Origin of the sequence: Nocardioides sediminis, assembly GCF_003047295.1 — a bacterium.
Lineage (GTDB): Bacteria > Actinomycetota > Actinomycetes > Propionibacteriales > Nocardioidaceae > Nocardioides > Nocardioides sediminis.
On record NZ_PZYZ01000002.1, the window covers coordinates 670414 to 694575 of the forward strand.

A 24162-nucleotide genomic window follows, 5' to 3' on the forward strand; every position below is an offset into this window, starting at 1 on the left:
CTGTGGAAGTATCGCCGCATGGAACCGCAGCACCCCCACGCCGGCGACCCCGTCTTCGACCTCCACGTGGGCGGGAAGATGGAGACGGTCTCCACGGTCGCCCTCAGCGGGCCCGACGAGCTGTCCCTGGCCTACACCCCGGGAGTGGCTCGCGTGTGCGAGGCCATCGCGGACGACCCGACGATGACCCAGCACTACACCTGGGTCCCCAACGTCGTCGCGGTCGTGAGCGACGGCACCGCCGTGCTGGGCCTCGGTGACATCGGGCCCGCCGCCGCGATGCCCGTCATGGAGGGCAAGGCGGTCCTCTTCAAGCAGTTCGGGGGCGTCGACGCCGTGCCGATCTGCCTCGACACCACCGACGTCGAGGAGATCATCGAGACCGTCGCGCGGCTGGCGCCGAGCTTCGGGGGGATCAACCTCGAGGACATCTCCGCGCCCCGCTGCTTCGAGATCGAGGACCGCCTCAAGGCGATGCTCGACATCCCGGTCTTCCACGACGACCAGCACGGCACCGCCGTGGTGGCGCTGGCGGCCCTCAAGAACTCGCTCCGCCTCACCGGCCGCACCGCCGAGGGCACCCGGGTGGTCATCTCCGGCGCCGGGGCCGCGGGCGTCGCGGTCGCCCGGATCCTGCTCGAGGCCGGCGTCGAGGACCTCGCCGTCATCGACCGCCAGGGCGTGCTCAACTCGCAGCGGTCCGACCTCACGCCGGTCAAGGCGGCGCTGGCGCGCGACACCGCCGACAAGTTCGGGCGCAGCGGCAGCCTGGCCGACGCGATGGACGGCGCCGACGTCTACATCGGCGTCTCCGGGGGATCGGTCCCCGAGGAGATCGTCGCCAGCATGGCCCCGGACGCGATCATCTTCGGCCTGGCCAACCCGACCCCCGAGGTGCACCCGGACCTGGCCCACAAGTACGCCCGCGTGGTGGCCACGGGACGCTCGGACTACCCCAACCAGATCAACAACGTGCTCGCCTTCCCGGGCATCTTCCGCGGTGCCTTCGACGTCCACGCCACGGCGATCACCGAGGGCATGAAGCTCGCCGCCGCCAACGCGCTGGCCGACCTGGTCGGGGACGACCTCGCCGAGGACCTCGTGATCCCGTCGCCGTTCGACCCCCGGGTCCCCGGCGCCGTCCGCGAGGCGGTCGCCACGGCGGCGCGCCGCGACGGGGTCGCCCGCCGCTGAGGGATCGCCGTCGTGGAGCCCCGGCCCGAGACCCCGCCCGACACCCTGCGCGAGGTGGAGGACCTGGTCGAGCGGGCGGGCCGCCGGCGTGCAGCGCTCGTGGTCGGCGTACGACGACCCGACGGAGCCTTCGTCCACGGCCGGTCCCGTGAGGGCCCGGCGCCGGACGGTCGGACGCTCTTCGAGATCGGGTCCGTCACCAAGACGTTCACGTCGCTGCTGCTCGCCGACGGCGTGGTGCGCGGGGACTGGACGCTGGACGACCCCGTGCGCGACCTGCTGCCCGCCGGCACGGTCGTGCCCGCCCGCGACGGCGTCGAGATCACGCTCGAGCACCTCGCCACGCACGCCTCCGGCCTGCCCGGCTCGCCGGTCCCGCTGGTGCGCGGGTCGGTGGAGATGCTGCGCGGGCGCGACCCCTACGCGGGCCTCACCCCCGACGGCCTGCTCACCGCCCTGGCGCAGGCGCGGCTGCGGCGTACCCCCGGGACCGGCGGCATGCACTACTCCAACCTCGGCGTCCTCGGGCAGGCGCTGGCCCACGCGGCCGGGACGTCGTACGGCGCCCTGGTCGAGGAGCGCGTCTGCCGGCCCCTCGGGCTCGTCGACACGGCGACGCACGACCGGCTGACCGACGAGCAGCGGACGCGGCTGGCGCCCGGGCACCGGGGGCGGGGGCGACCGGCTCCCGCCTGGCCGCTCGACGGCCTTCCCGGGGCGGGCGCGCTGCGCTCGACCACCGAGGACCTGCTCCGCTACCTCGACGCCTGGCTGGAGCCCGACTCGACGCCGCTGGGCGACGCCGTCCGCCTGTGCCTGCAGCCCAGGGTGGAGGGCCGACAGGCCATCGGACTCGGGTGGCTTCGCAACGACCGGCCGCCACCGCTGTGGTGGCACAACGGTGGGACCGGCGGCTACCGCTCGTTCGTCGGGTTCGTCCCCGAGGCGCGAAGCGCGGTGGCGGTGCTGTGCAACCACGCGCGCAGCGTGGACCTGCTTGGCCTCCAGGTGCTGCGCGTGATGGGCGACGGAGGGCCCCGCTAGGGTCGAGGCATGTTCGCCGTCTACGCCGAGTCCTTCAGCTCCGACGACCCGCTCAGCGGCCTGGTGGTGGGCGAGCGCCCCGACCCGGTCGCACCCGACGGGTGGGCGACCGTGACGGTGAAGGCGGCCAGCCTCAACCACCACGACCTGTGGTCCCTGCGCGGCGTCGGCCTCAAGGAGGACGCGCTGCCGATGATCCTGGGCTGCGACGCCGCCGGCCTCGACGAGGACGGCAACGAGGTCGTCGTGCACGCAGTCATCAGCGACCCGGCGTGGACCGGGGACGAGACGCTCGACCCGCGCCGCTCGCTCCTCTCCGAGCGCCACCAGGGCACCTTCGCGGACCAGGTCGTGGTGCCCCGAGGCAACCTGGTGCCCAAGCCGGCGTCGATGAGCTTCGCCGAGGCCGCCTGCCTGCCGACGGCGTGGCTCACGGCCTACCGGATGCTCTACACCCAGGGCGGCCTCAAGCCTGGTGACACGGTGCTGGTCCAGGGTGCCGGCGGGGGCGTGGCCACCGCACTGATCACCCTGGCCCGGGCCGGCGGCCTGACGGTGCTGGCCACCAGCCGCGACGAGGTCAAGCGCAAGCGCGCGCTCGAGATCGGCGCCCACGAGGTCTTCGAGTCCGGCGCCCGCCTGCCGGTCAAGGTGGACGCGGTGATGGAGACCGTCGGGCGCGCCACGTGGTCGCACTCGATCCGGTCGCTGCGTCCCGGCGGCAAGGTCGTCATCAGCGGCACCACCAGCGGCCCCAAGCTCGACGACGCCGAGCTCACGCGCATCTTCTTCCTCCAGCTCCAGGTCATCGGCTCGACCATGGGCACCCGGTCCGAGCTGGCCTCGCTGGTCAGCCTCCTCGACGCCACCGGCACCCGCCCCCTGGTCGACCGCACGCTGCCGATGGCCGACGCGCGCGACGGCTTCGCCGCGATGGCCGCCGGGGACGTCTTCGGCAAGATCGTCTTCACCCGATGACGGCCCGTTCATGAGGCACCTGGTCACCGGCGCGGGGTCCGGCATCGGCCTCGTCCTGGCTCAGCGGCTGGCCGCGCGCGGCGACGACCTCGTGCTCGTGGCCCGCTCGGAACAGCGAGCCGAGCAGATGCGCGCGGAGCTGCCGGACGCGTCGTACGTCGTGGCGGACCTGGCCGAGCCGGGCACCCTGCACGGTCTCGGCCGCCTGGTCGACGACCCGGTCGACTCCCTCGTCCACGCGGCCGGGGTCGTGGACCTGGCCCCCGTCGCCTCCATGCGGCTCCAGGAGTGGGAGCAGCAGCTGGCCGTCAACCTGACCGCGCCGGCTGTGCTCACCCGCGAGCTGCTGCCGCACCTGCGGCGCGCCCGCGGCACGGTGGTCTTCGTCAACTCCGGCAGCGGGCTGCACGCGCACCCGACGTGGTCGGCGTACGCCGCCTCGAAGTTCGGCCTGCGCGCGCTCGCGGAGGCGCTGCGCGCGGAGGAGGCCGAGCACGGCGTCCGGGTGAGCACGGTCTACCCGGGACGTACCGCCACCGCGATGCAGGAGAAGGTGCACGAGCAGGAGGGCAAGGCCTACGACGCGGGCGCCTGGATCCAGCCGGGCACGGTCGCCGACGCGATCGTGCACCTGCTCGACCTGCCCCGGGACGCCACGATCACCGACGTGACCGTCCGCCCGGCCTGACGCCTCCGTGAGGGTCAGCCGGCGCCCTCGAGGACGAAGACGCGCACCCGGCGGCCGCTGATGCGCTGCTGGTACTTCTCGTAGCCGCCGTAGATCCCGCGCGAGCGCTCCACGACCGCATCGCGCTCGGCGTCGGTCGCCTGCCGCGCGGTCACCGACAGCGTGCGTCCGCGGTAGGTGACGGTGGCCCGCGGGTCCGCCTCGAGGTTGAGCACCCACGCCGGTGTCGCGGGTTGGCCGAAGTTGGTGCCGAGCACGGCCAGGTCGTCGCCGACCGGGATCGAGACGAGGTGGCTGGTGCGCGGCCGACCGGACCGGCGCCCGGTGGTGGTCAGGTCGAGGACCGGCAGGCCGGCCAGCAGCTGGGGAGCGCTCTGGCGGCCACGGGAGACCCGTGCCACGGCGTCGTCGAGGTGCCGCAGCGTCCGGGAGAAGAGCCACGCGCCCGCGCGGCTGGAGCCGAGCGCCTGCACGCCCCGCTGGGCGGCGTTGGCCGGACGGTGCCGGTACCCGAGGTCGGCGGCGAGTCCCATGGCGTGATGGTGCCAGAGGTCAGGCGGACGAGTCCTCGACCTGGCGTGCGGACCGCCAGTTGAGCGCGCCCACGAGGAGCATGCGCAGCTGGATGCGGGTGTCGGCCAGGACCTGTGCCTCGGCGTCCGGGTCGTCGACCAGTCGCTCGGCCGTGGTCACCACGAAGGACACGATGAGGTCGGCCAGCAGGTGCAGGTGCTCGGGGGAGAAGGCGTCGGTGCCGGGGAGGGGTGCCACGTCGGCGGCCAGCTCCCGGGTGATCAGCTCGATCTCCCGCCTGATGGCGTCCCGGACCCGCGCAGGTCCGGCCATCCGCTCCCGGGCGATGAAGGAGTAGTGCGCGGGGTGGGTCCGCACGTGCTCGACCAGCACCGCCAAGGACTCGTCGATCAGGTCGGCGAACTCCGGCGCCCGGGTGCGGACGTCCCGCAGCAGCTCGCGCAGCGACACGAAGCTCTCGTCGACCAGGGCCAGGCCCAGCGACTCGACGGAGTCGAAGTGGCGGTAGAACGCGGTCGGCACGATGCCGACCTCCTTGGCGACCTGCCGCAACGAGATCGCGACGAGGCTGGTGCCGTCGGTGAGCCGCAGGGCCGCGTCGAGGATGGCGCGACGTGTCCGCTCCTTGCGTGCCTTGCGCGACTCGTCCGCGGGCTCGGCGCGCGACTCGACGACGGACGCTCCCATGCCCTGATCCTAGACAGGCACACCTGCCGGACCGGCGGCCCGGCAGGACCTGCGCCGGGCCGCGACGCCGTGGAGCGGCGCCGGGCCCGGCGTACGGTCAGTCCTCGGGGTCGTCCAGCCGCGCCAGCCAGGTCGCGAGCCGCTCGATCGGCGTCTCGAACTCCGGGTGCTGGTCCACGAAGGCCTGCAGCTGGTCGGCGACCCAGGCCAGGGTGACCTCCTCGTCACCCCGGCGCTTCTCGAGCTCCTCGATGCCGCGGTCGGTGAAGTACATGGACCAGCCTCAGTAGTCCCGGCCCGGACCCGTGTTCGGCACCTCGAAGGCCGCGTCCAGCAGCGACTTCTGCTCCTCGGTGTGGCGCTTGATGGTGCCCACCGAGGGCGAGGCCGACGCCGGCCGGGTGATCGGCTCGACGGTGACGTCGAGAGTCGGCCACACGTTGAGCTGGTAGTGCGGCCACGGGCCCATGTTGCGGGGCTCGTCCTGCACCCAGCGCACGACCTTGAGGTTGGGGTACTTGGCGATCTCGGCCCGGATCTCGTCGACCGGGTTGGGGTAGAGCGCCTCGATGCGGCCGATGGCGACGGTGTCGCCGTGGTCGCGCTTCTTGCGCTCGACCATGAGGTCCCAGGTGACGCGGCCCGAGCACAGCAGCAGCGTCTCGACCTTGTCCGGGTCGACCGTGTCGTCGCCGATGAACGGGCGGAACGTCGTCCCGGCGACGAAGTCGTCGGGCTGGGACGCGGCCTCCTTGCGCTTGAGCATCGACTTGGGCGTGAAGACCACGAGCGGCCGGTGCTCCTCGCCGAGCGAGTGGCGGCGCAGCAGGTGGAAGTACGACGCGGGGGTCGACGGCTGGGCCACCACCATGGCGTCCTCGGCGGCCATCGTCAGGAACCGCTCGATGCGCGCCGAGCTGTGGTCGGGCCCCTGGCCCTCGTAGCCGTGGGGGAGGAGCAGCACGACGCCCGACTGCTGGCGCCACTTGGTCTCGCCGGCGGAGATGAACTCGTCGATGACGGTCTGCGCGCCGTTGACGAAGTCGCCGAACTGGGCCTCCCACAGCACCAGCGCCTCGGGACGCGCCACGGAGTAGCCGTACTCGAAGCCGAGGGCGGCGTACTCGGAGAGCAGCGAGTCGTAGACGTGGAACTTGGCCTGGTCCTCGGTGAGGTTGGTCAGCGGGGTCCACTCGTCGGCGTTGGTGCGGTCGATGATCGTGGCGAACCGCTGCACGAAGGTGCCGCGACGCGAGTCCTGGCCGGCCAGCCGCACCGGGCGACCGTCCATGAGCAGCGAGCCGAAGGCGAGGATCTCGCCGGTGCCCCAGTCGATCGGGCCGTCGGTGATCGCGGCGGCGCGGCGCTGCAGCTGCGGCATGACCTTGGGGTGGACGGTGAAGCCCTCCGGCGGGGTCGTGTAGGCGTCGGCGATCCGCTTGAGGACCTCCGGGGTGACCGCCGTGCTGAACTCGCCGGCCGGCTTGTCCGGGTAGTCCGGGACGGTCGTCCACTCCGAGGGCTGGCTGCTCGCCTCGCGCACCTCGGTGAAGACCCGCTCGAGCTGCTGCTGGTAGTCCTTGAGGACCTGCTCGGCCTCCTCGACGGTGATGTCGCCACGACCGATGAGGGACTCGGTGTAGAGCTTGCGCACCGAGCGCTTCTGCTCGATGAGGTCGTACATCAGCGGCTGGGTGTACGACGGGTCGTCGCCCTCGTTGTGTCCCCGGCGCCGGTAGCACACGAGGTCGATGACGACGTCCTTCTTGAAGGCCTGCCGGTACTCGAAGGCCAGGCGGGCGACGCGGATGCACGCCTCGGGGTCGTCCCCGTTGACGTGGAAGATCGGCGCCTGGACCATCCGGGCCACGTCGGTGCAGTAGAGCGAGGAGCGCGACGAGCCGGGGGAGGTGGTGAAGCCGACCTGGTTGTTGACGACCACGTGGATGGTGCCGCCGGTGCGGTAGCCGCGCAGCTGGGAGAGGTTGAGCGTCTCCGCGACCACGCCCTGGCCCGCGAAGGCCGCGTCACCGTGGACGAGGAGCGGGAGCACGGGGTACTCGGCGCCCTTGTTGAGGACGTCCTGCTTGGCGCGGGCGATGCCCTCGAGCACCGGGTCGACCGCCTCGAGGTGCGACGGGTTGGCCGCGACCGAGACCTTGATCTGGTCGCCCGACCCGGCGACGAACTCGCCCTCGGCGCCGAGGTGGTACTTCACGTCGCCGGAGCCCTGGACCGTGCGCGGGTCGATGTTGCCCTCGAACTCGCGGAAGATCTGGCTGTACTTCTTGCCGACGATGTTGGCCAGCACGTTGAGGCGGCCACGGTGCGCCATGCCGATGGTGACCTCGTCGAGGCCGACCTCGGCGGCCGCCTCGCAGATCTCGTCGATGAGCGGGATCGTGGTCTCGCCGCCCTCGAGGGAGAAGCGCTTCTGGCCGACGAACTTGGTCTGCAGGAAGGTCTCGAAGGCCTCGGCCTGGTTGAGCTTGAGCAGGATCCGCAGCTGCTCCTCGCGGGGCGGCTTGGTGTGCGGCTGCTCCACGCGCTGCTGGATCCACTTGCGCTGCTCGGGATCCATGATGTGCATGTACTCGATGCCGGTGGTGCGGCAGTAGGAGTCGCGCAGGATGCCCAGGATGTTGCGCAGCTTCATGAAGCGGCGGCCCTCGCCGCCGAACGAGCCGGTCGCGAACTCGCGGTCGAGGTCCCACAGCGTCAGGCCGTGCGACTCCACCTCGAGGTCGGGGTGGCTGCGCTGGCGGTACTCCAGCGGGTCGGTGTCGGCCATCATGTGACCGCGCACGCGGTAGGCGTGGATGAGCTCGAGGATCCGGGCCTGCTTGACGATGTCGTCGTCGTGGCTGGCCACGATGTCCTTGGCCCAGCGGATCGGCTCGTAGGGGATGCGCAGCGAGCGGAAGATCTCGTCGTAGAAGTCGTCCTCGCCCAGCAGCAGCTGGTGGATGCGGCGCAGGAACTCGCCCGACTGCGCGCCCTGGATGACGCGGTGGTCGTAGGTCGACGTGATCGTCATGACCTTGCTGATGCCGTTGCGGTTGAGGGCCTCCTCCGAGGCGCCCTGCCACTCGGCGGGGTACTCCATGGCGCCGACGCCGACGATGACGGCCTGGCCGGGCATGAGCCGCGGCACCGGGTGGTTGGTGCCGAGCCCGCCGACGTTGGTCAGGCTCATGGTGGTGCCGGAGTAGTCCTCCATCGTGAGCTTGTTGTCGCGCGCCTTGCGGATGAGCTCCTCGTAGGCCGTCCAGAAGCCGGCGAAGTCCATCGTCTCGCAGCCCTTGATGGAGGGCACCACGAGCTGGCGGGTGCCGTCCTTCTTCTGCTGGTCGACGGCGAGGCCGAGGTTGATGTGGGCCGGCGTCACCATGGTGGGCTTGCCGTCCTTCTCCGTGTAGGAGTTGTTCATCTCCGGCATCGACCGAAGCGCCTTGACCAGCGCGTAGCCGATCAGGTGCGTGAAGGACACCTTGCCGCCGCGGGCGCGGGCGAGGTGGTTGTTGATGACCGTGCGGTTGTCCCACAGCAGCTTGACCGGCAGCGTGCGCACCGAGGTCGCCGTGGGGACGGTCAGCGAGAGGTCCATGTTCTTGGCCGTCGCGGCCGGGATGCCGCGCAGCGTGGTGTACGTCGGCTCGTCGCCCGCCGCCGCCGGGGCGGCCGGCTTGGCGTCCTTGGCGACCGGCGTGCTGGTGCCCTTGGCGGGCTCGGCGGCCTCGCTCGCGGGACGGGGCTTCGAGGTGGGGGCGGCGGAGGTCTTGGCAGCAGGCTTCTCGGCGGGCTTCTCAGGAGCCTTCTCGGGTGCCTTGGCGGCGGGCTTCTCGGCGGGCTTCTCAGGAGCCTTCTCGGCGGGTGCCTTGGTCGCGACGGCACCGTTGGCCGACCCGTTGGCCGAGCCCTTGCTGGAGCCGCCGAAGTAGGAGGCCCACTCCGGCCCGACACTGCCGGGATCCTTGTCGTACTGCTCGCGCATCTCCTCGACGAGCCATTCGTTGGCTCCGAGATCCGCGGACGGTGCGGGGGTAGATCCGGACTGGTCGGCCTGTGACTGCGCCACGAGTTGCTTCGCCTCTTCCACTTGGGCACGTGATGGGAAATTCCTTCTGGCAAGGCTAGTCGTACACGCCCCCAAATGCAGGGGCGCGACCACCCCTTGATGCAAGGTGTCACGAGCACCACACGAAACACCCCTGGAGACTCGATGAACACCCCCTTCCGGGGGCTCGCGGCACTCGTCCGCGGCCCCGCCCTCGTGGTGGTCCTCGCGCTGGTGGCCGCAGGCTGCAGCAGTGACGACCCGACCTCCCGCCCCACCACCGGCGGCACGGAGACCGCCGTCACGACCTCGGTGGCCGGGCCCGCGCCGGTGACCACCCGCACCGAGGTCGGCACCGTGATCGGCCGGCTGCCCGGCCCCCGTCGCAAGGCCGTCCGCCTCCAGGTGACCGACGTGCTCGACCGGTGGTGGGAGGCGGCGTACGTCGGGGGCGCCTACCCGCGCACGGACTTCCGCCGCTTCCCGGGCTTCACGCCGGGCGCGGCACGCAGGGCGACGTACGACCGCGACCTGATGTCCAACGCCGACATCGGTGAGCGCGTGACCTCGGTGACCCCGCTGATGCGCAAGGCCCGGCTCGACCTCCTCGCCGTCGACCGGCGGGTCCGGTCGGTCACCACCCGCTTCGACCTGCGGATGCGCGTCGCCCTCGCCGGCACCGGGTCTGGGGAGGCCGCCCGCACCCGCCGGCTGCAGGTGCGCGGCCGCCTCTTCCTCACCCGCCAGCCCGCCGGGTGGCGGGTCTTCGGCTACGACGTCTCGAAGGGCTGGCTGTCATGACGCGCCTCTCCCGCACCCTGCGCGCCGCCACCCTGGCCGCGGTGCTGACGGTCTCCGCGCTCGTCGTGCCCGACTCGGCCGTCGAGTCCACGGGGATCGAGCTGGTGCGCGTCAAGCGTGCCGGCGGCGTCTCGGTCGGCCCCGACGTCGTGTGGATCCTGGCCGTGGGCTCCGACGCCCGGCCCGGCCAGGACATGCTGCGGGCCCGCGGCGACGCCCTGCAGCTCATCGGCATCAACACCCGGACCGACTCCGCGACCGCCATCGGGGTGCCGCGCGACTCGTGGGTCTCCATCCCCGGGCACGGCATGAACAAGATCAACGCCGCGCTCTACTTCGGCGGGCCCCGCGGGATGGCCGGGGCGATGCGCAACCTGGTCGGCATCACCCCCGACTACGTGATGGTGAGCCGGTTCCCGTTCTTCGAGGACATGATCGACGACATCGGCGGCATCACCGTCGCCAACCCGCGTCGCTTCACCGACCCCAACCTCAAGAAGGAGGGGTTCGCCCGGGGCCGCATCCGTCTCGGCGGGTACGACGCGATGGCGTTCTCGCGGATCCGCTACAACCTCCCGGGCGGCGACTTCGACCGGTCGGCCAACCAGCAGCGCACGCTGCGCGGCATCCACGCCCGCATCCGCTCGCAGGCGGACCGGCCGGGCTTCATCGAGCGCGGCGTGATGACGGTGATGAAGCACCTGTCGACCGACCTCGGGCCGGCGGAGGTCTACGAGCTGGCCCAGGCCGTGGCCCAGGTCGAGCCCGGGCGGATCACCACGTGCGTCATCCGGGGCCGGATCGGCTCCGCGGCCGGGCAGAGCGTGGTCTTCCCCGACGTGGCCCAGGCCCGCCGGCTGGGCGACGCTGCGCGTCGCGACGCCACCCTGCGCGGCTGCTGAGGGTGGCGGCGGCACCCAGCCGGGCTCAGCGCGGGTAGATGTGCCCGTCGGACAGGCCGAGGTCCATCACCACGGCCTGCTCGAAGAGGGTCACCCGCAGCGCGATCACGCGGGCGCCGTACCGGCTGCGCTTGACGAGCTGGCGCTGCACCAGCCCGGCGCCACCGGGGAGCTCGGTCGTGCGGCCGGGGGCCGGGACCGAGACCGGCTGGCCGTTCAAGGTGATGGACGTGATGGTGGTGGCGACCCGGGCCTTGACCGGCCGGCGCTCCTTGCCGCGCATCCGGACCGAGCTCTCGACGCCCGCGATCTCCAGGCCCACTCCCGGCACGGAGACGGTCTCGATGCGGGTGCCGGTCCGGCCCTTGGCGAGGTCACGCTTGCGGTGCTGGCTGCCGCGGTGGGTGTAGGTCACGTCGTCCAGCCGGGCGACGAGGCCGAAGAGCACGGACGCCGACGGCACCCGGAACGTCTGGGTACGGCCCAGGGTGCCCTCGCAGGGCAGGGACTTGTGCTGCACGCCGCCGAAGCGCAGCGCGCCCTGCAGCGCCTGGAAGTCCAGGGCCGTGCCGCCTGCGCGGAAGACGCCGGCCGGGGTGGGACCGCCGATGCGGGCGTTGGCCGAGCCGACCTCGACGAGCTGACGGCGGCCGCCGGCGTCGACGACGATCTCGAGGGCCATCGCCTCGGAGGTCGCCCGCTTGCCCGAGGCCTTGCCGCGGACCTTGCCGAGGGCGATTGAGCCCAGGCCCGGGACCTGGATGGGGGCGGTGGCGGAGCGGAGCACCTCGAAGACCTCGTCGGCCGCGTCGCCGGCACCCTCGAAGACGGTGTCGGTGACCTGGTCCAGCGGGGCCAGCAGCTGCTCGAGGGGAGTGCCCTGGAGGGGCGTGCCCTGCAGGAGCTCGAGCCGGATGCGGGCGAAGTCGAAGGACTCGGCGTGCCCGAAGCCCTGTGGTGTGTGGAAGGCGTCGGCCGTGGTGGTCAGCCCCTCGATGACCAGGCTCGGGGTGGCGACGCCGCCCACGGTGCCGCCGATGCGGATGTCGCCGATGGTGTTGACGCCCCGCACGCCGTGGCGGTCACCCTCGCGGTAGGTGTCGGTGCGGCTGGTGCTGGCAGCCACGTGGACGAGCGGGTTGTCGGGCACGCTGACGGCCGAGGACCTCTGCACGGACTGGCCGACCGCGCGTGTGCAGCGCAGCTGGGCGTGGGCGTCCTTGACGTTGAACGCCTCGACGTTGTCGGCGACCAGCTTGACGCCGTAGGCGTCGGCGCGGAACCCGAAGTCGGTCAGCGCGGGCGCCCGCTCGGCACGGGCGCCGTTCGCGGCGGGGGTGGCGACGAGGGTGCCGGCCAGCGCGGTGGCGGTCGCGGCGGCCAGGGCGGTGGAGAGGGCGAGGGCTCGGGTCAGCGTGCTCACGGGGTGGCTCCAGGGGGCGTCGTGGTGGTCCCCACGGAGCGAGGCCTCCGTGGCGTAACGCAGTGTTACACCAACCGGAGGGTGTCCAAACCCACATCTGGAGAGAAATGTGTCGAGCCCGGACCCGAGGAGTCGGGGCCGGGCTCGTGCGACGCCGTCACGGCGCTGCGCCTCCGGCAGGATTCGAACCTGCGGCACCTGGTACCGGAAACCAGTGCTCTATCCCCTGAGCTACGGAGGCCGGGGCGAGGAAGACCCTACAACCCCGCTCGCCGCAGCGTGACATCGCTGCCGTGAAACCGGTTCGGGTCGTCGCCCCGGGCGTCGATAGGCTGGGCCGGTGACCCCGGACCAGCTCTCCCAGACCATCGTCGACGTGCTCGAGGCCCTCGTGGCCGACGGGTCGCTGACCCTTCCCGCGGGTGTCCCGGCGAGGGTGACGGTGGAGCGTCCACGCCAGCAGGGGCACGGCGACTACGCCACCAACGTGGCCCTCCAGCTGGCCAAGCAGGCGGGCACCAACCCGCGCGCGCTCGCCGAGCTGATCGGCGCCGGCCTCGGCCGGGCCGCCGGCGTGGCCGGGGTCGAGGTGGCGGGACCGGGCTTCCTCAACATCACCGTCGACGCCGGGGCCCAGGGCCGCGTCGCCGCCGACGTCGTGGCGGCGGGGGCGTCGTACGGGCGCTCGGAGACGCTGGCGGGCCAGCGCGTCAACATCGAGTTCATCTCGGCCAACCCGACCGGCCCGCTCCACCTGGGCCACACCCGCTGGGCCGTCCTCGGCGACGCCATCGGCCGGGTGCTGCAGGCGGCCGGCGCCGAGGTGGCGCGCGAGTTCTACATCAACGACCGCGGCAACCAGATGGACCTGTTCGGGGCCTCCCTCGAGGCGGCGGCGCTGGGGCGCCCGGTGCCCGAGGACGGCTACCGGGGCGACTACATCGCCGACCTGGCGGCGCTGGTCGTGGCCGGCCGGCCGGACATCGTCGACCTGCCGGAGGGGGAGCGGACGGTCGCCTTCCGGGAGGCGGGCTACGCGCTGCAGCTCAAGCAGCAGCAGGACCAGCTCGACGGCTTCAACACCCACTTCGACGTGTGGTTCTCCGAGCGCGAGCTGCACGCGGACGACTCCCACGGCTCGGTCGCCGACACGCTCAAGGGCCTCCGGGAGAAGGGCCACCTGTTCGAGGCCGACGGCGCCCTGTGGATGCGCACCACCGACTTCGGCGACGACAAGGACCGCGTGCTGATCCGGTCCAACGGTGAGCTGACCTACTTCGCCTCCGACACCGCCTACTACCTCAACAAGCGGGCCCGCGGCTTCGACCACTGCATCTACCTGCTCGGCGCCGACCACCACGGCTACGTCGGGCGCCTCCGCGCGATGGCCGCCTGCGTCGGTGACGACCCGGCGCAGACCCTCGACGTGATGATCGGCCAGCTCGTCAAGATCATGCGCGACGGCGAGGAGCTGCGGCTGTCCAAGCGCGCCGGCACGATCGTCACGCTCAACGAGCTCGTCGACGAGATCGGCGTCGACGCGCTGCGCTACTCGCTCGCCCGCTACCCGGCCGACAGCCCGCTGACGCTCGACGTCGCCGAGATCACCAAGGCGTCCAGCGACAACCCGGTCTACTACGTGCAGTACGCCCACGCGCGGACCTGCCGGATGATGGAGAACGCCGCCGACCTCGGGATGCGACTGCCCGGTGACGCGTTCGACCCGGCCCTCCTCGACCACGAGCTCGACGGCCGCCTCCTGCGCGCCCTCGCGGAATTCCCGCGAGTCGTGGCCAGCGCCGCGGAGCTCCGCGAGCCGCACCGCGTCGCGCGCTACCTCGAGGACACCGCCGCCGTGTTCAACAAGTGGTACGACACCAAGGAGTGCCGGATGCTGCCGCAGGGCGACGAGCCCGTCGCCCCCGTCAACGAGGCCCGCCTGGTGGTCGTCGCCGCCACCCGCACGGTCATCGCCAACGGTCTCGACCTGCTCGGCGTCTCCGCGCCCGAGAGGATGTGACCGGACGTGCCCACCTCCCACCCGTCCGGATGGGCCCACGCCGACGGCGCGCTGCGCGGGCCGTCGTGGCTGCGTGAGCCGACCGACGCCAACTCGCTCGTCCCGATCCTGTGGTCGTCGACGGCCACCAAGGACGACGGCGTGCTGAGCGTCGGGGGAGTGTCGGTGCCGGACCTCGTCGCCGAGCACGGCAGCCCGGCGTACGTCCTGGACGAGCGCGACTTCCGTGAGCGTGCGCGGGCCTTCGCGGACGCGTTCGCCGACTACGACGTGTACTTCGCCGGCAAGGCGTTCCTCTCGACCACCACGGTGCGCTGGCTGGCCGAGGAGGGGCTCCACCTCGACGTCTGCTCCGGCGGCGAGCTCACCGTCGCCGAGCGGGCGGGGTTCCCGATGGCGCGCGTCGGCTTCCACGGCAACAACAAGTCGGTGCGCGAGCTCGAGCGGGCCGTCGCGCTCGGCGTCGGCCGGGTCATCGTCGACTCCTTCGACGAGGTCGAGCGCCTGGCGGCGGTGACCGAGGAGCTCGGGCGGACCGTCGGCGTCATGGTCCGGGTGACCGCCGGGGTCGAGGCGCACACCCACGAGTACATCGCCACCGCCCACGAGGACCAGAAGTTCGGCTTCTCGATCGCCTCCGGCGACGCCTTCGACGCCGTACGACGCGTCGAGGCCGCGCCCGGGCTGCGGCTTCTCGGCCTGCACAGCCACATCGGCAGCCAGATCTTCGACTCCTCGGGCTTCGAGGTCGCCGCCCGCCGCGTGCTCGCCCTGCACGCCCGGGTCAGCGAGGAGCTCGGCGTCCAGATGCCCGAGATGGACCTCGGCGGAGGCTTCGGCATCGCCTACACCACCCAGGACGACCCCAGCGACCCCGCGCAGCTCGCCACCGAGCTGACCAAGATCGTCGAGCACGAGTGCCGTGCGCTCGCCGTCGACGTGCCCCGCCTGTCGATCGAGCCCGGCCGGGCCATCGTGGGCCCGGCGATGTGCACCGTCTACGAGGTCGGCACCGTCAAGGAGGTCGCCCTCGACGGCGGCGCCCGGCGCACCTACGTCTCGGTCGACGGCGGCATGAGCGACAACATCCGCACCGCGCTGTACGACGCCGACTACTCCTGCACGCTCGCCTCCCGGGCCTCCGGAGCACCGCCCCTGCTGTCCCGCGTCGTCGGCAAGCACTGCGAGGCGGGCGACATCGTGGTCAAGGACGAGTTCCTGCCCGCCGACGTGCGTCCCGGTGACCTGCTGGCCGTTCCCGGGACGGGCGCCTACTGCCGCTCGATGGCCTCCAACTACAACCACGTGCTGCGTCCTCCGGTGATCGCTGTGCGGGACGGGAAGACCTCCGTGGTGCTCAGGCGGGAGACTGAGGACGATTTGCTGTCTGTGGACGTGGGTGTCGAGGTGGGTATGGACGTGGGTGCGTGATGGGTGAGGGAGACAAGCGACCGGACCGGCTCCGGGTCGCGGTGCTCGGCTGCGGGTCCGTCGGGTCGCAGGTGGTGCGGCTGCTGACCGAGCAGGCCGGCGACCTCGAGGCCCGCGTCGGTGCCCCGGTGGAGCTGGTGGGCGTCGCCGTACGCCGCCTGGACGCCGCCCGGGACGTCGACGTGCCCGCCGAGCTGCTCACCACCGACGCGGCCGGGCTGGTGTCCCGCGACGACGTCGACGTCGTCGTCGAGGTGATCGGCGGCATCGAGCCCGCGCGCAGCCTGATCCTCTCCGCCCTCGACCACGGCGCCAGCGTCGTCACCGCCAACAAGGCGCTGCTCGCCGAGGACGGCCCGACCCTGTTCGAGGCGGCCGAGAAGGCCGATCGCGACCTCTACTACGAGGCCGCCGTGGCGGGTGCCATCCCGATCCTGCGGCCGCTGCGCGAGTCGCTCGCCGGCGACAAGGTCACCCGGGTGCTCGGCATCGTCAACGGCACCACCAACTTCATCCTGGACAAGATGGACAGCTCGGGGGCCGGGTTCTCCGAGGCGCTCGAGGAGGCCCAGGAGCTGGGCTACGCGGAGGCCGACCCGACCGCCGACGTGGAGGGCTTCGACGCCGCCGCCAAGGCCGCGATCCTGGCCAGCCTCGCCTTCCACTCCCGCGTGACCGCGGCCGACGTCTACCGGGAGGGCATCTCCGAGGTCACCGCGGCCGACGTGGCCTCGGCCCGCGAGATGGACTCGGTCGTCAAGCTGCTGGCCATCTGCGAGCTGCGGGACGAGCGGGTGGCCGCGCGCGTGCACCCGGCGATGATCCCGCGCTCGCACCCGCTGGCCAGCGTGCGCGAGGCCTACAACGCGGTCTTCGTGGAGTCCGAGGCCGCTGGGCAGCTGATGTTCTACGGTCCCGGCGCGGGCGGCTCCCCGACGGCCAGCGCGGTGCTGGGCGACCTGGTGACCGTGGCCCGCAACCGCCTCGCCGACACCCGCGGCGCCGGCGAGTCGGCGTACGCCGACCGGGCCGTGCTCCCCATGGGCGAGACGCGCACCCGCTACCACGTGGCCCTCGACGTCGACGACCGCTCCGGCGTGCTCGCGGCGGTGGCCACTGCCTTCGCCGAGCAGGACGTGTCCATCCAGACCGTCCGGCAGGAGGGGCGTGGCGCCGACGCCCAGCTCGTCGTGGTCTCGCACGCCGCCACCGACGCGGCGCTCAGCGCCACCGTCGAGCACCTCCGCGCCATGGACATCGTCCGCGAGGTCACCTCGGTGATGCGGGTCGAGGGGGGCGACGAGTGAGCGCCGGGACCACCGACGCGCCCTGGGCGCGCCACCAGTGGCGGGGCCTCATCGAGGAGTACCGCGACCTCATCGACCTGCTCCCCGACGACCTCGAGGCCGTCACGCTGCGCGAGGGCGGCACCCCGCTCGTGCACTCGCAGTGGCTCTCGTCGCTCACCGGCGGCCAGGTGTGGCTCAAGGTGGAGGGCGACAACCCGACCGGGTCCTTCAAGGACCGCGGCATGACGACGGCGATCTCGGTGGCCAGGCACGAGGGCGCCCAGGCGGTCGTCTGCGCGTCCACCGGCAACACGTCGGCGTCGATGGCGGCGTACGCCGCGAAGGCCGGCCTCAAGCCGCTCGTCCTCGTCCCCGAGGGCAAGATCGCCGCGGGCAAGATGGCCCAGGCGGTCGTGCACGGCGCGCAGATCATCATGGTCCGCGGCAACTTCGACCACTGCCTGCAGATGGCCAAGGGGCTGGCCTGGGACTACCCGGTGGCGCTGGTCAACTCGGTCAACCCGGTCCGCCTCCAGGGCCAGAAGACCGCCGCCTTCGAGATCTGCGACTTCCTCGGCGACGCCCCCGACTTCCACCTCCTGCCCGTCGGCAACGCGGGCAACATCTCGGCGTACTGGATGGGCTACGAGCAGTACGCCGACCTCGGTCGCGCGAGCAAGCGGCCCGTCATGCGCGGTTTCCAGGCCGAGGGCGCGGCGCCGCTGGTCACCGGGGAGCCGTTCCCGGACCCGGAGACCAAGGCGACGGCGATCCGGATCGGCAACCCCGCCTCGTGGAAGCTCGCCGAGGCCGCCGCGCAGGAGTCCGGCGGTCGGTTCGCCGCGCTCTCCGACGCCCAGATCCTGGCCGCGCAGGTCGAGCTGGCCCGCCACGACGGCGTGTTCGTCGAGCCCGCGTCGGCCGCCGGGATCGCCGGCCTGCTGGCCGAGGTCGCCGCCGGGGAGAGCTATGCTGGCGCGACCGTCGCGATCACGGTCACCGGCCACGGGCTCAAGGACACCGCCACCGCGCTGGAGTCGTGCGGCGACATCGTCGACACGGTCGTGGACGCCGACGTGGACGCCGCGGCCGCGGCCGCCGGGCTCGCCTGAGGCGATGGCGACCTACGTCGAGGGGCCCGTGCGGGTCACCGTGCCCGCCACGTCCGCCAACCTCGGGCCGGGGTTCGACTCGCTCGGCCTGGCGCTGTCCCTGCGCGACGAGCTCGAGGCCGAGGTGGTCGCCGCGGGCACCGAGGTGGAGGTGAGCGGCGAAGGGGCCGCGGACGTCCCCCGCGACGCCTCGCACCTCGTGGTCCGCGCGATGCACGCCGCCTTCGACGCCATGGACGCCAGGCCCCCGGGCCTGCGCCTGACCTGCCGCAACGTGATCCCGCACAGCCGCGGCCTGGGCTCCTCGTCGGCGGCGATCGTCGCGGGCGTCGCCCTGGCGCGGGCGCTCGTCGCGGGCGGACAGCTGCTGCTCGACGACGCGTCGCTGCTGCGGCTGGCCGCCGACATCGAGGGCCACCCCGACAACGTGGCCCCGGCCCTGCTGGGCGGCTTCGTCATCTGCGGGCGGGAGGAGGGGGAGTGGTACGCCGTCCCGTCGGCCGTGGACCCGCGGGTGCGGGCCGAGGTGTTCGTGCCGCCCACGCCGGTGCAGACCGCGGTCGCCCGCGGACTGCTCCCCGACGTCGTGCCGCACGCGGACGCCGCCGCCAACAGCGGGCGGGCGGCGCTCCTGGTCGCCGCGCTGGCCGGCCGCCCCGAGCACCTGCTGCCGGCGACGCGCGACTACCTCCACCAGGCGCAGCGCGAGCCAGCCATGCCGGAGTCGCTGGCCCTCGTCCGGCGACTGCGCGAGGACGGAGTCCCCGCCGTCATCAGCGGTGCGGGACCGACGGTGCTCGCCTTCGTCGGCGCCGGGCGGTCGAGCCTCGTGGACCGAGCGCCCGACGGCTGGACCCACCACGTGCTCGACGTCGAGAGCCGCGGCGTCGTCGTCGAGTGAGCCCGGTCGCCCCCTGCTAGCCTGTGGGCGCGCCGTTCGGCGTGAGCTCCCACCGCCGCGGTCCTGCCGCTGGTCCGGGAGCACCCCCTCTGCCCCCGGTGGGCGCTCGGGCGAGACTCCCTCGCCCGGCGGCGTCCCGGGACCGATGTCAGCAACCAGCCCGCTCCGCCTCAGGAGCCGGGCTCCGAACGTGGGAAGGGCTCACGTGACCGACTCTGCAACGCCTCCCGCTGCATCCACCGGCGCCAAGAAGCGTGGTGGCGGGCTCAGCTCGATGCTGCTGGCCGACCTCAAGTCGATGGCGGCCGGGATGGGCATCCCGGGCGCCGGCTCGATGAAGAAGGCCCAGCTCGTCGAGGCGATCAAGGCGGCCCAGTCCGGCGCCCAGAGCACAGCCCCGTCCGGCGCCCAGTCGGCAGCCTCGCCGGCCGCACAGCCCGCCGGCGAGTCCACCGCCCCGCGCGTCACCCGGACCCAGCGCCCCGCGCGCCGGTCGGCGGCGCCCCAGCAGCAGGGCGCTCAGCAGGCTGAGCAGCCGGCAGGGCAGCCGGCTGGGCAGCCGGAGAGCACCCAGGGCGACCAGCCCGCGCCGCAGACCACGGGCGACTCCGGCACCGACGGCGGCGCCGACCGCGAGCCGCGCTCCTCGCGCCAGCGCACCCGCAGCCAGGGCCGGCAGCAGGACGACGCGGGCCAGGAATCGGGCCAGGACGGCCAGCGCCGTCCCGACGACCGCCAGCAGGACCAGCGTCGCGACGACCAGCCGGCGCAGGGCCGCCAGGAAGGCCGCCAGGACAACCGCCAGGAGCGTCAGGACGAGAACCGCGACCGCGGCCAGGACAGGCGGCAGGACAACCGGCAGGACGGCCGGCAGGACAAGGGCCAGCAGCAGGAGCAGAAGGGCCGCGACCAGCAGCAGGACGAGAAGGGCCAGCGCCAGGACCGCCAGCAGCAGGACCGCCAGCAGCAGGGCAAGCAGGGCGCACAGCAGGGCGGCCAGCAGGGCGGCCAGGACCACGCCGACCACCAGGACGACGACGGCGAGGGCGGCAGCCGCCGCAACCGGCGCCGCCGCGGTCGCGACCGGGACCGGGACCGCGCAGCCAGCCGACCGGGCAGCCGCAACGAGCCCGACACCACCGTCCTCGAGGACGACGTGCTCGTGCCCGCGGCGGGCATCCTCGACGTGCTCGACAACTACGCGTTCGTCCGCACGTCCGGCTACCTGCCCGGGACCGACGACGTCTACCTGTCCCTGTCGATGGTGCGGAAGTTCGGCCTGCGCCGCGGCGACGCCATCGTCGGCCAGGTGCGCCAGCCCCGCGAGGGCGAGCGCAAGGAGAAGTTCAACCCGATGGTGCGCATCGACAGCGTCAACGGGGCGGACCCCGAGGCGGCCCGCGACCGGGCCGAGTTCGACGCCTTCACGCCTGTGCACCCCGACGACCGGCTGCGGCTCGAGACCGACCCGGGCAACCTCGTGGGCCGGATGATCGACCTCGCCGCCCCGATCGGCAAGGGCCAGCGCGGCCTGCTCCTCGCGCCGCCCGACGCCGGCACCACCACCGTGCTGCAGTCGATCGCCGGGTCCATCACGCGCAACAACCCCGACTGCCACTTGATGATCGTGCTGGTCGACGTGCGCCCCGAGGAGGTCACCGACTTCCAGCGCTCGGTCAAGGGCGAGGTCATCGCCTCGACCTTCGACCGGCCGGCCACCGACCACACCGCGGTCGCCGAGCTCGCCATCGAGCGGGCCAAGCGGCTCGTCGAGCTCGGCCACGACGTGGTCGTGCTCCTGGACTCGCTCACCCGTCTGGGTCGCGCCTACAACCTGGCCGCACCGGCCAACGGCCGCGTCCTCGCCGGCAGCGTCGACGCGACCGCGCTCCACCCGCCCAAGCGGTTCTTCGGCGCCGCCCGCAACATCGAGCAGGGCGGCTCGCTGACCATCCTGGCCACGGCGCTGGTCGACACCGGCTCGACCACCGACGAGGTGATCCTCGAGGAGTTCACCGGCACGGCCAACAGCGTGCTGCGGCTGAGCGGCGACATCGCCGCGCGGCGTACCCACCCCGCGATCGACGTCCTGGCCTCCGGCACCCGCCGCGAGGACCTGCTGCTGACCCGCGAGGAGCTCGAGATCGTGGAGAAGCTGCGTCGCTCCCTGCTCGACCGCACCCCGCTCGAGGCGCAGGAGGACGTGCTCGGCCGCGTGCGCGCGACGCAGTCCAACATCGAGCTCCTGACCCAGGTGCAGCGGGCGCCCGCCGCCGGCTCGGCCAAGCGGCGCTGACGGTCTAGGGTCTGCAGGGGAGTCTCGGGCGAGAGGTAGGACAGTGGCACGCATCGTGGTCGCCGACGACGACGTCGACATCCGTGAGCTGGTGGAGTTCAAGCTCTCCACCCTCGGCCACGACATCGTCGCGGTCTCCGACGGCCAGGCCGCCGTGGACGCCTGCCAGGCGCACCGTCCCGACCTCGCCGTGCTCGACGTGATGATGCCCGGGCTCTCGGGGCTGGACGCCGTGCGCCTGATCCGGGCGGACGAGACGCTGGCCGACCTCCCGGTCATCCTGCTCACGGCCCGGGCCCAGGAGTCGGACGTCGAGACCGGCTTCGGGTCGGGCGCGGACGACTACATCACCAAGCCGTTCAGCCCCCGCGAGCTGGCGACGCGCGTGGAGGCCCTGCTGACCCGCAGCAGGTAGCCCGACCCGGTCGCCGGGGGAATGCCCCGATTGGGCGGGGTGTTGTCAACGGTGGCACACTTGCCTGCTGGCTGGCGGTTCACGTCCACGCATCCGCGTGTGGACGACCCGGCGGCATCCGTCTCGAGAGGACCACCCATGAAGAAGGACATCCACCCGGCGTACGTCGAGACCCAGGTGACCTGCACCTGTGGCGCGTCGTTCACCACCCGCAGCACCGCGACCTCCGGCACCCTCAAGGCCGACGTCTGCTCGCAGTGCCACCCGTTCTACACCGGCAAGCAGAAGATCCTCGACACCGGCGGCCGCGTCGCCCGCTTCGAGGCCCGCTACGCCAAGAAGGCCCCCCAGGGGTCCGAGAGCAAGTAGCTCTCCTCCGGCGCCGGCCTCCCGCACCGCGGGAGGTCGGCGTCGTGCATTTCCCGCACGTCCACCCCCCGTCCCAGTCCAACCGATCCCGCCAGGAGCGCACCGATGTTCGAGGCCGTCGAGGGACTCGTCGCCGAGCACGCCGAGCTCGAGCAGCAGCTCGCGGCGCCGGAGACGCACGCCGACCAGCGCCTGGCCAAGCGCCTCAACCAGCGGTACGCCGAGCTGAGCGCCGTGGTGGGCACGTGGCGGGAGTGGCTGGGGCTGGGCGAGGACATCGAGGCGGCCCGCGAGCTGGCTGCCGACGACCCGACCTTCGCCGAGGAGGCCGCGGCGCTGGAGGCGCGCCGGGAGCAGGCCGAGGAGCGGCTGCGCCACCTCCTGGTGCCCCGCGACCCCGCCGACGCCAAGGACGCCCTCCTCGAGGTCAAGTCGGGGGAGGGCGGCGAGGAGTCCGCGCTGTTCGCCGGGGACCTCCTGCGGATGTACTCGCGGTTTGCCGAGGCGCGGGGGTGGCGCACCGAGGTCCTCGACGCCACCGAGTCCGACCTCGGCGGCTACAAGTCGGTCACCGTGGCGGTCAAGGCCAAGGGCACCCCCGAGCCCGGCCAGGCGCCGTACGGGCTGCTGAAGTTCGAGGGCGGCGTCCACCGCGTGCAGCGCGTGCCGGTCACCGAGTCGCAGGGACGCGTCCACACCAGCGCCGCCGGGGTGCTGGTGATGCCCGAGGCCGAGACCGTCGACGTCGAGATCGACGACAACGACCTGCGCATCGACGTCTTCCGCAGCAGCGGACCGGGCGGGCAGAGCGTCAACACCACCGACTCGGCCGTCCGCATCACCCACGTCCCCACCGGCATCGTGGTCAGCTGCCAGAACGAGAAGAGCCAGCTGCAGAACAAGGAGTCCGCGCTGCGCATCCTGCGGGCCCGGCTGCTCGCCGCCGCCCAGGAGGCCGCGGACGCGGAGGCCAGCGAGGCCCGGCGCAGCCAGGTGCGCACCGTCGACCGGTCCGAGCGCATCCGCACCTACAACTTCCCGGAGAACCGGATCTCCGACCACCGCACGGGCTACAAGTCCTACAACCTCGACCAGGTGCTCGACGGGGACCTGGCGCCGGTCCTCCAGTCCTGCGTCGACGCCGACCTCGCCGCCCGGCTCGAGGCGCTCGAGCAGTGACGCGGGCGCTGCGCCGCGAGGCCGCCGACGTCCTGCGGGCCGCGGGCGTCGAGTCCCCGGAGCGCGACGCCGAGTTGCTGCTCGCGCACGTGCTCGACGTGCCCCTCGGCAACCTCGTCCTGGTCGAGCAGGTCTCGCCCGAGCAGAGGGAGCAGTACGACGCGCTGGTCGCCCGCCGTGCCACCCGCGAGCCGCTCCAGCACCTCACCGGCACCGCCGCGTTCCGGCACGTCGAGCTGCTGGTGGGCCCGGGCGTCTTCGTGCCGCGGCCCGAGACCGAGCTCCTCGCCGGCTGGGCGATCGAGGCCGCTGCGGGCATGGAGTCGCCGGTCGTGGTCGACCTGTGCACGGGCTCGGGTGCCATCGCCCGCGCCGTCGCCGACGAGCTGCCTGCCGCCGACGTCCACGCGGTCGAGCTGGACGAGGGCGCCTATGCGTGGGCCGAGCGCAACCTGGCCGGCACCGGCGTCGACCTGCGCCACGGCGACTTCGCCACCGCCTTCGACGACCTGCTCGGCCGGGTCGACGTGGTGGTGTGCAACCCGCCCTACATCCCGCTCGAGGCCTGGGAGTCGGTGGCCGCCGAGGCGAGGGACCACGACCCGCACCTGGCGCTGTTCTCCGGTGACGACGGGCTCGACGCGATCCGGGTGCTGGCCGTGCGGGCCGCCCGGCTGCTGCGGCCCGGGGGAGTGCTGGGCTTCGAGCACGCCGACGTCCAGGGGGAGGCTGCTCCCGGCGTGCTGCACGCCGCCGGCCGGTGGGTGGACGTGGTCGACCACCGGGATCTGGCGGGCCGTCCGCGCTTCACCACGGCGCGACTGGCACGATGAGCGCGTGAG

Annotated in this window: 21 protein-coding genes and 1 tRNA gene; 16 read left to right on the forward strand and 6 right to left on the reverse strand. The window is 72.9% G+C overall.

The genetic code is table 11. From position 1 onward, the window contains the following. Positions 1 to 18: 18 nt before the first annotated feature. Genes DAI17_RS07985 through DAI17_RS08000 form a run of 4 tightly spaced genes read left to right on the forward strand, consistent with a single transcriptional unit; the run spans position 19 to position 3904 of the window. Positions 19 to 1194 (forward strand): NAD(P)-dependent malic enzyme, encoded by a 1176-nt coding sequence (locus DAI17_RS07985; protein ID WP_107772334.1) that lies wholly within the window; start codon positions 19 to 21, stop codon positions 1192 to 1194. A gap of 12 nt (positions 1195 to 1206) precedes the next feature. Further along, positions 1207 to 2238, forward strand: coding sequence for a serine hydrolase domain-containing protein (locus tag DAI17_RS07990; RefSeq protein ID WP_159081417.1), 1032 nt, complete (start codon positions 1207 to 1209; stop codon positions 2236 to 2238). A gap of 9 nt (positions 2239 to 2247) precedes the next feature. Continuing rightward, the gene (locus DAI17_RS07995) at positions 2248 to 3216 is read left to right on the forward strand and encodes a zinc-binding dehydrogenase (protein WP_107772336.1); all 969 of its coding nucleotides are present in this window, start codon (positions 2248 to 2250) and stop codon (positions 3214 to 3216) included. Positions 3217 to 3226: 10 nt separating this feature from the next. Further along, on the forward strand, positions 3227 to 3904 hold the full coding sequence (locus DAI17_RS08000) for an SDR family oxidoreductase (RefSeq protein WP_107772337.1): 678 nt from the start codon (positions 3227 to 3229) through the stop codon (positions 3902 to 3904). 14 nt (positions 3905 to 3918) lie between these two features. On the opposite strand, the gene DAI17_RS08005 is transcribed toward DAI17_RS08000, so the two are convergent. The 4 genes from DAI17_RS08005 to DAI17_RS08015 all read right to left on the reverse strand — a co-directional run bounded on the left by DAI17_RS08005 (position 3919) and on the right by DAI17_RS08015 (position 9119). Next, positions 3919 to 4437 (reverse strand): nitroreductase family deazaflavin-dependent oxidoreductase, encoded by a 519-nt coding sequence (locus tag DAI17_RS08005; RefSeq protein WP_107772338.1) that lies wholly within the window; start codon positions 4435 to 4437, stop codon positions 3919 to 3921. A 19-nt stretch (positions 4438 to 4456) separates the two neighbouring features. Then, positions 4457 to 5125, reverse strand: coding sequence for a TetR family transcriptional regulator (locus DAI17_RS08010; RefSeq protein ID WP_107772339.1), 669 nt, complete (start codon positions 5123 to 5125; stop codon positions 4457 to 4459). A gap of 97 nt (positions 5126 to 5222) precedes the next feature. Next, on the reverse strand, positions 5223 to 5399 hold the full coding sequence (locus tag DAI17_RS21235; RefSeq protein WP_199904996.1) for a DUF6104 family protein: 177 nt from the start codon (positions 5397 to 5399) through the stop codon (positions 5223 to 5225). A 9-nt stretch (positions 5400 to 5408) separates the two neighbouring features. After that, positions 5409 to 9119 carry a multifunctional oxoglutarate decarboxylase/oxoglutarate dehydrogenase thiamine pyrophosphate-binding subunit/dihydrolipoyllysine-residue succinyltransferase subunit gene (locus DAI17_RS08015; protein ID WP_199904997.1) on the reverse strand — a complete coding sequence of 1237 codons (3711 nt, stop codon included), beginning with the start codon at positions 9117 to 9119 and terminating at the stop codon, positions 5409 to 5411. A 228-nt stretch (positions 9120 to 9347) separates the two neighbouring features. Between DAI17_RS08015 and DAI17_RS08020 the strand changes: the two genes are divergently transcribed. Both DAI17_RS08020 and DAI17_RS08025 read left to right on the forward strand, forming a co-directional pair. Then, positions 9348 to 9983: a hypothetical protein gene (locus DAI17_RS08020; RefSeq protein WP_107772341.1), complete on the forward strand. Its 636-nt coding sequence runs from the start codon at positions 9348 to 9350 to the stop codon at positions 9981 to 9983. Next, complete coding sequence (locus DAI17_RS08025) at positions 9980 to 10885, forward strand: LCP family protein (protein ID WP_107772342.1); 906 nt, start codon at positions 9980 to 9982, stop codon at positions 10883 to 10885. Before DAI17_RS08020 ends, DAI17_RS08025 begins: the two co-directional genes overlap by 4 nt. Before the next feature lie 25 nt (positions 10886 to 10910). On the opposite strand, the gene DAI17_RS08030 is transcribed toward DAI17_RS08025, so the two are convergent. Further along, entirely contained in the window at positions 10911 to 12308 is a 1398-nt protein-coding gene (locus tag DAI17_RS08030; RefSeq protein WP_107772343.1) for a choice-of-anchor P family protein, read from the reverse strand. Between the two features lie 168 nt (positions 12309 to 12476). Further along, a tRNA-Arg gene (locus DAI17_RS08035) sits at positions 12477 to 12549 on the reverse strand. Between the two features lie 99 nt (positions 12550 to 12648). Here DAI17_RS08035 and argS point away from each other — a divergent pair. The 10 genes from argS to prmC all read left to right on the forward strand — a co-directional run bounded on the left by argS (position 12649) and on the right by prmC (position 24153). Then, positions 12649 to 14328 (forward strand): arginine--tRNA ligase, encoded by a 1680-nt coding sequence (gene argS / locus DAI17_RS08040; protein WP_107772344.1) that lies wholly within the window; start codon positions 12649 to 12651, stop codon positions 14326 to 14328. A gap of 6 nt (positions 14329 to 14334) precedes the next feature. After that, positions 14335 to 15759 (forward strand): diaminopimelate decarboxylase, encoded by a 1425-nt coding sequence (lysA, locus tag DAI17_RS08045; protein WP_107772345.1) that lies wholly within the window; start codon positions 14335 to 14337, stop codon positions 15757 to 15759. Next, positions 15759 to 17066, forward strand: a complete 1308-nt coding sequence (locus tag DAI17_RS08050; RefSeq protein WP_107772346.1) for a homoserine dehydrogenase — start codon at positions 15759 to 15761, stop codon at positions 17064 to 17066. The genes lysA and DAI17_RS08050 overlap by 1 nt, the downstream gene beginning before the upstream one ends. Beyond that, positions 17063 to 18160, forward strand: a complete 1098-nt coding sequence (gene thrC, locus DAI17_RS08055; RefSeq protein WP_107772347.1) for a threonine synthase — start codon at positions 17063 to 17065, stop codon at positions 18158 to 18160. The genes DAI17_RS08050 and thrC overlap by 4 nt, the downstream gene beginning before the upstream one ends. Positions 18161 to 18164: 4 nt before the next feature. Beyond that, positions 18165 to 19061: a homoserine kinase gene (thrB, locus tag DAI17_RS08060; protein WP_107772348.1), complete on the forward strand. Its 897-nt coding sequence runs from the start codon at positions 18165 to 18167 to the stop codon at positions 19059 to 19061. A gap of 205 nt (positions 19062 to 19266) precedes the next feature. After that, the gene (rho, locus tag DAI17_RS08065) at positions 19267 to 21357 is read left to right on the forward strand and encodes a transcription termination factor Rho (RefSeq protein ID WP_325049857.1); all 2091 of its coding nucleotides are present in this window, start codon (positions 19267 to 19269) and stop codon (positions 21355 to 21357) included. Between the two features lie 43 nt (positions 21358 to 21400). Further along, a complete protein-coding gene (locus tag DAI17_RS08070; protein ID WP_107772350.1) occupies positions 21401 to 21772 on the forward strand; it encodes a response regulator transcription factor in 372 nt (123 codons plus the stop codon). 138 nt (positions 21773 to 21910) lie between these two features. Then, positions 21911 to 22141, forward strand: coding sequence for a 50S ribosomal protein L31 (gene rpmE, locus DAI17_RS08075; protein ID WP_107772351.1), 231 nt, complete (start codon positions 21911 to 21913; stop codon positions 22139 to 22141). Between the two features lie 105 nt (positions 22142 to 22246). Continuing rightward, entirely contained in the window at positions 22247 to 23320 is a 1074-nt protein-coding gene (gene prfA, locus DAI17_RS08080; protein ID WP_107772352.1) for a peptide chain release factor 1, read from the forward strand. Continuing rightward, a complete protein-coding gene (gene prmC / locus DAI17_RS08085) occupies positions 23317 to 24153 on the forward strand; it encodes a peptide chain release factor N(5)-glutamine methyltransferase (protein WP_107772353.1) in 837 nt (278 codons plus the stop codon). Before prfA ends, prmC begins: the two co-directional genes overlap by 4 nt. Positions 24154 to 24162: the final 9 nt, after the last annotated feature.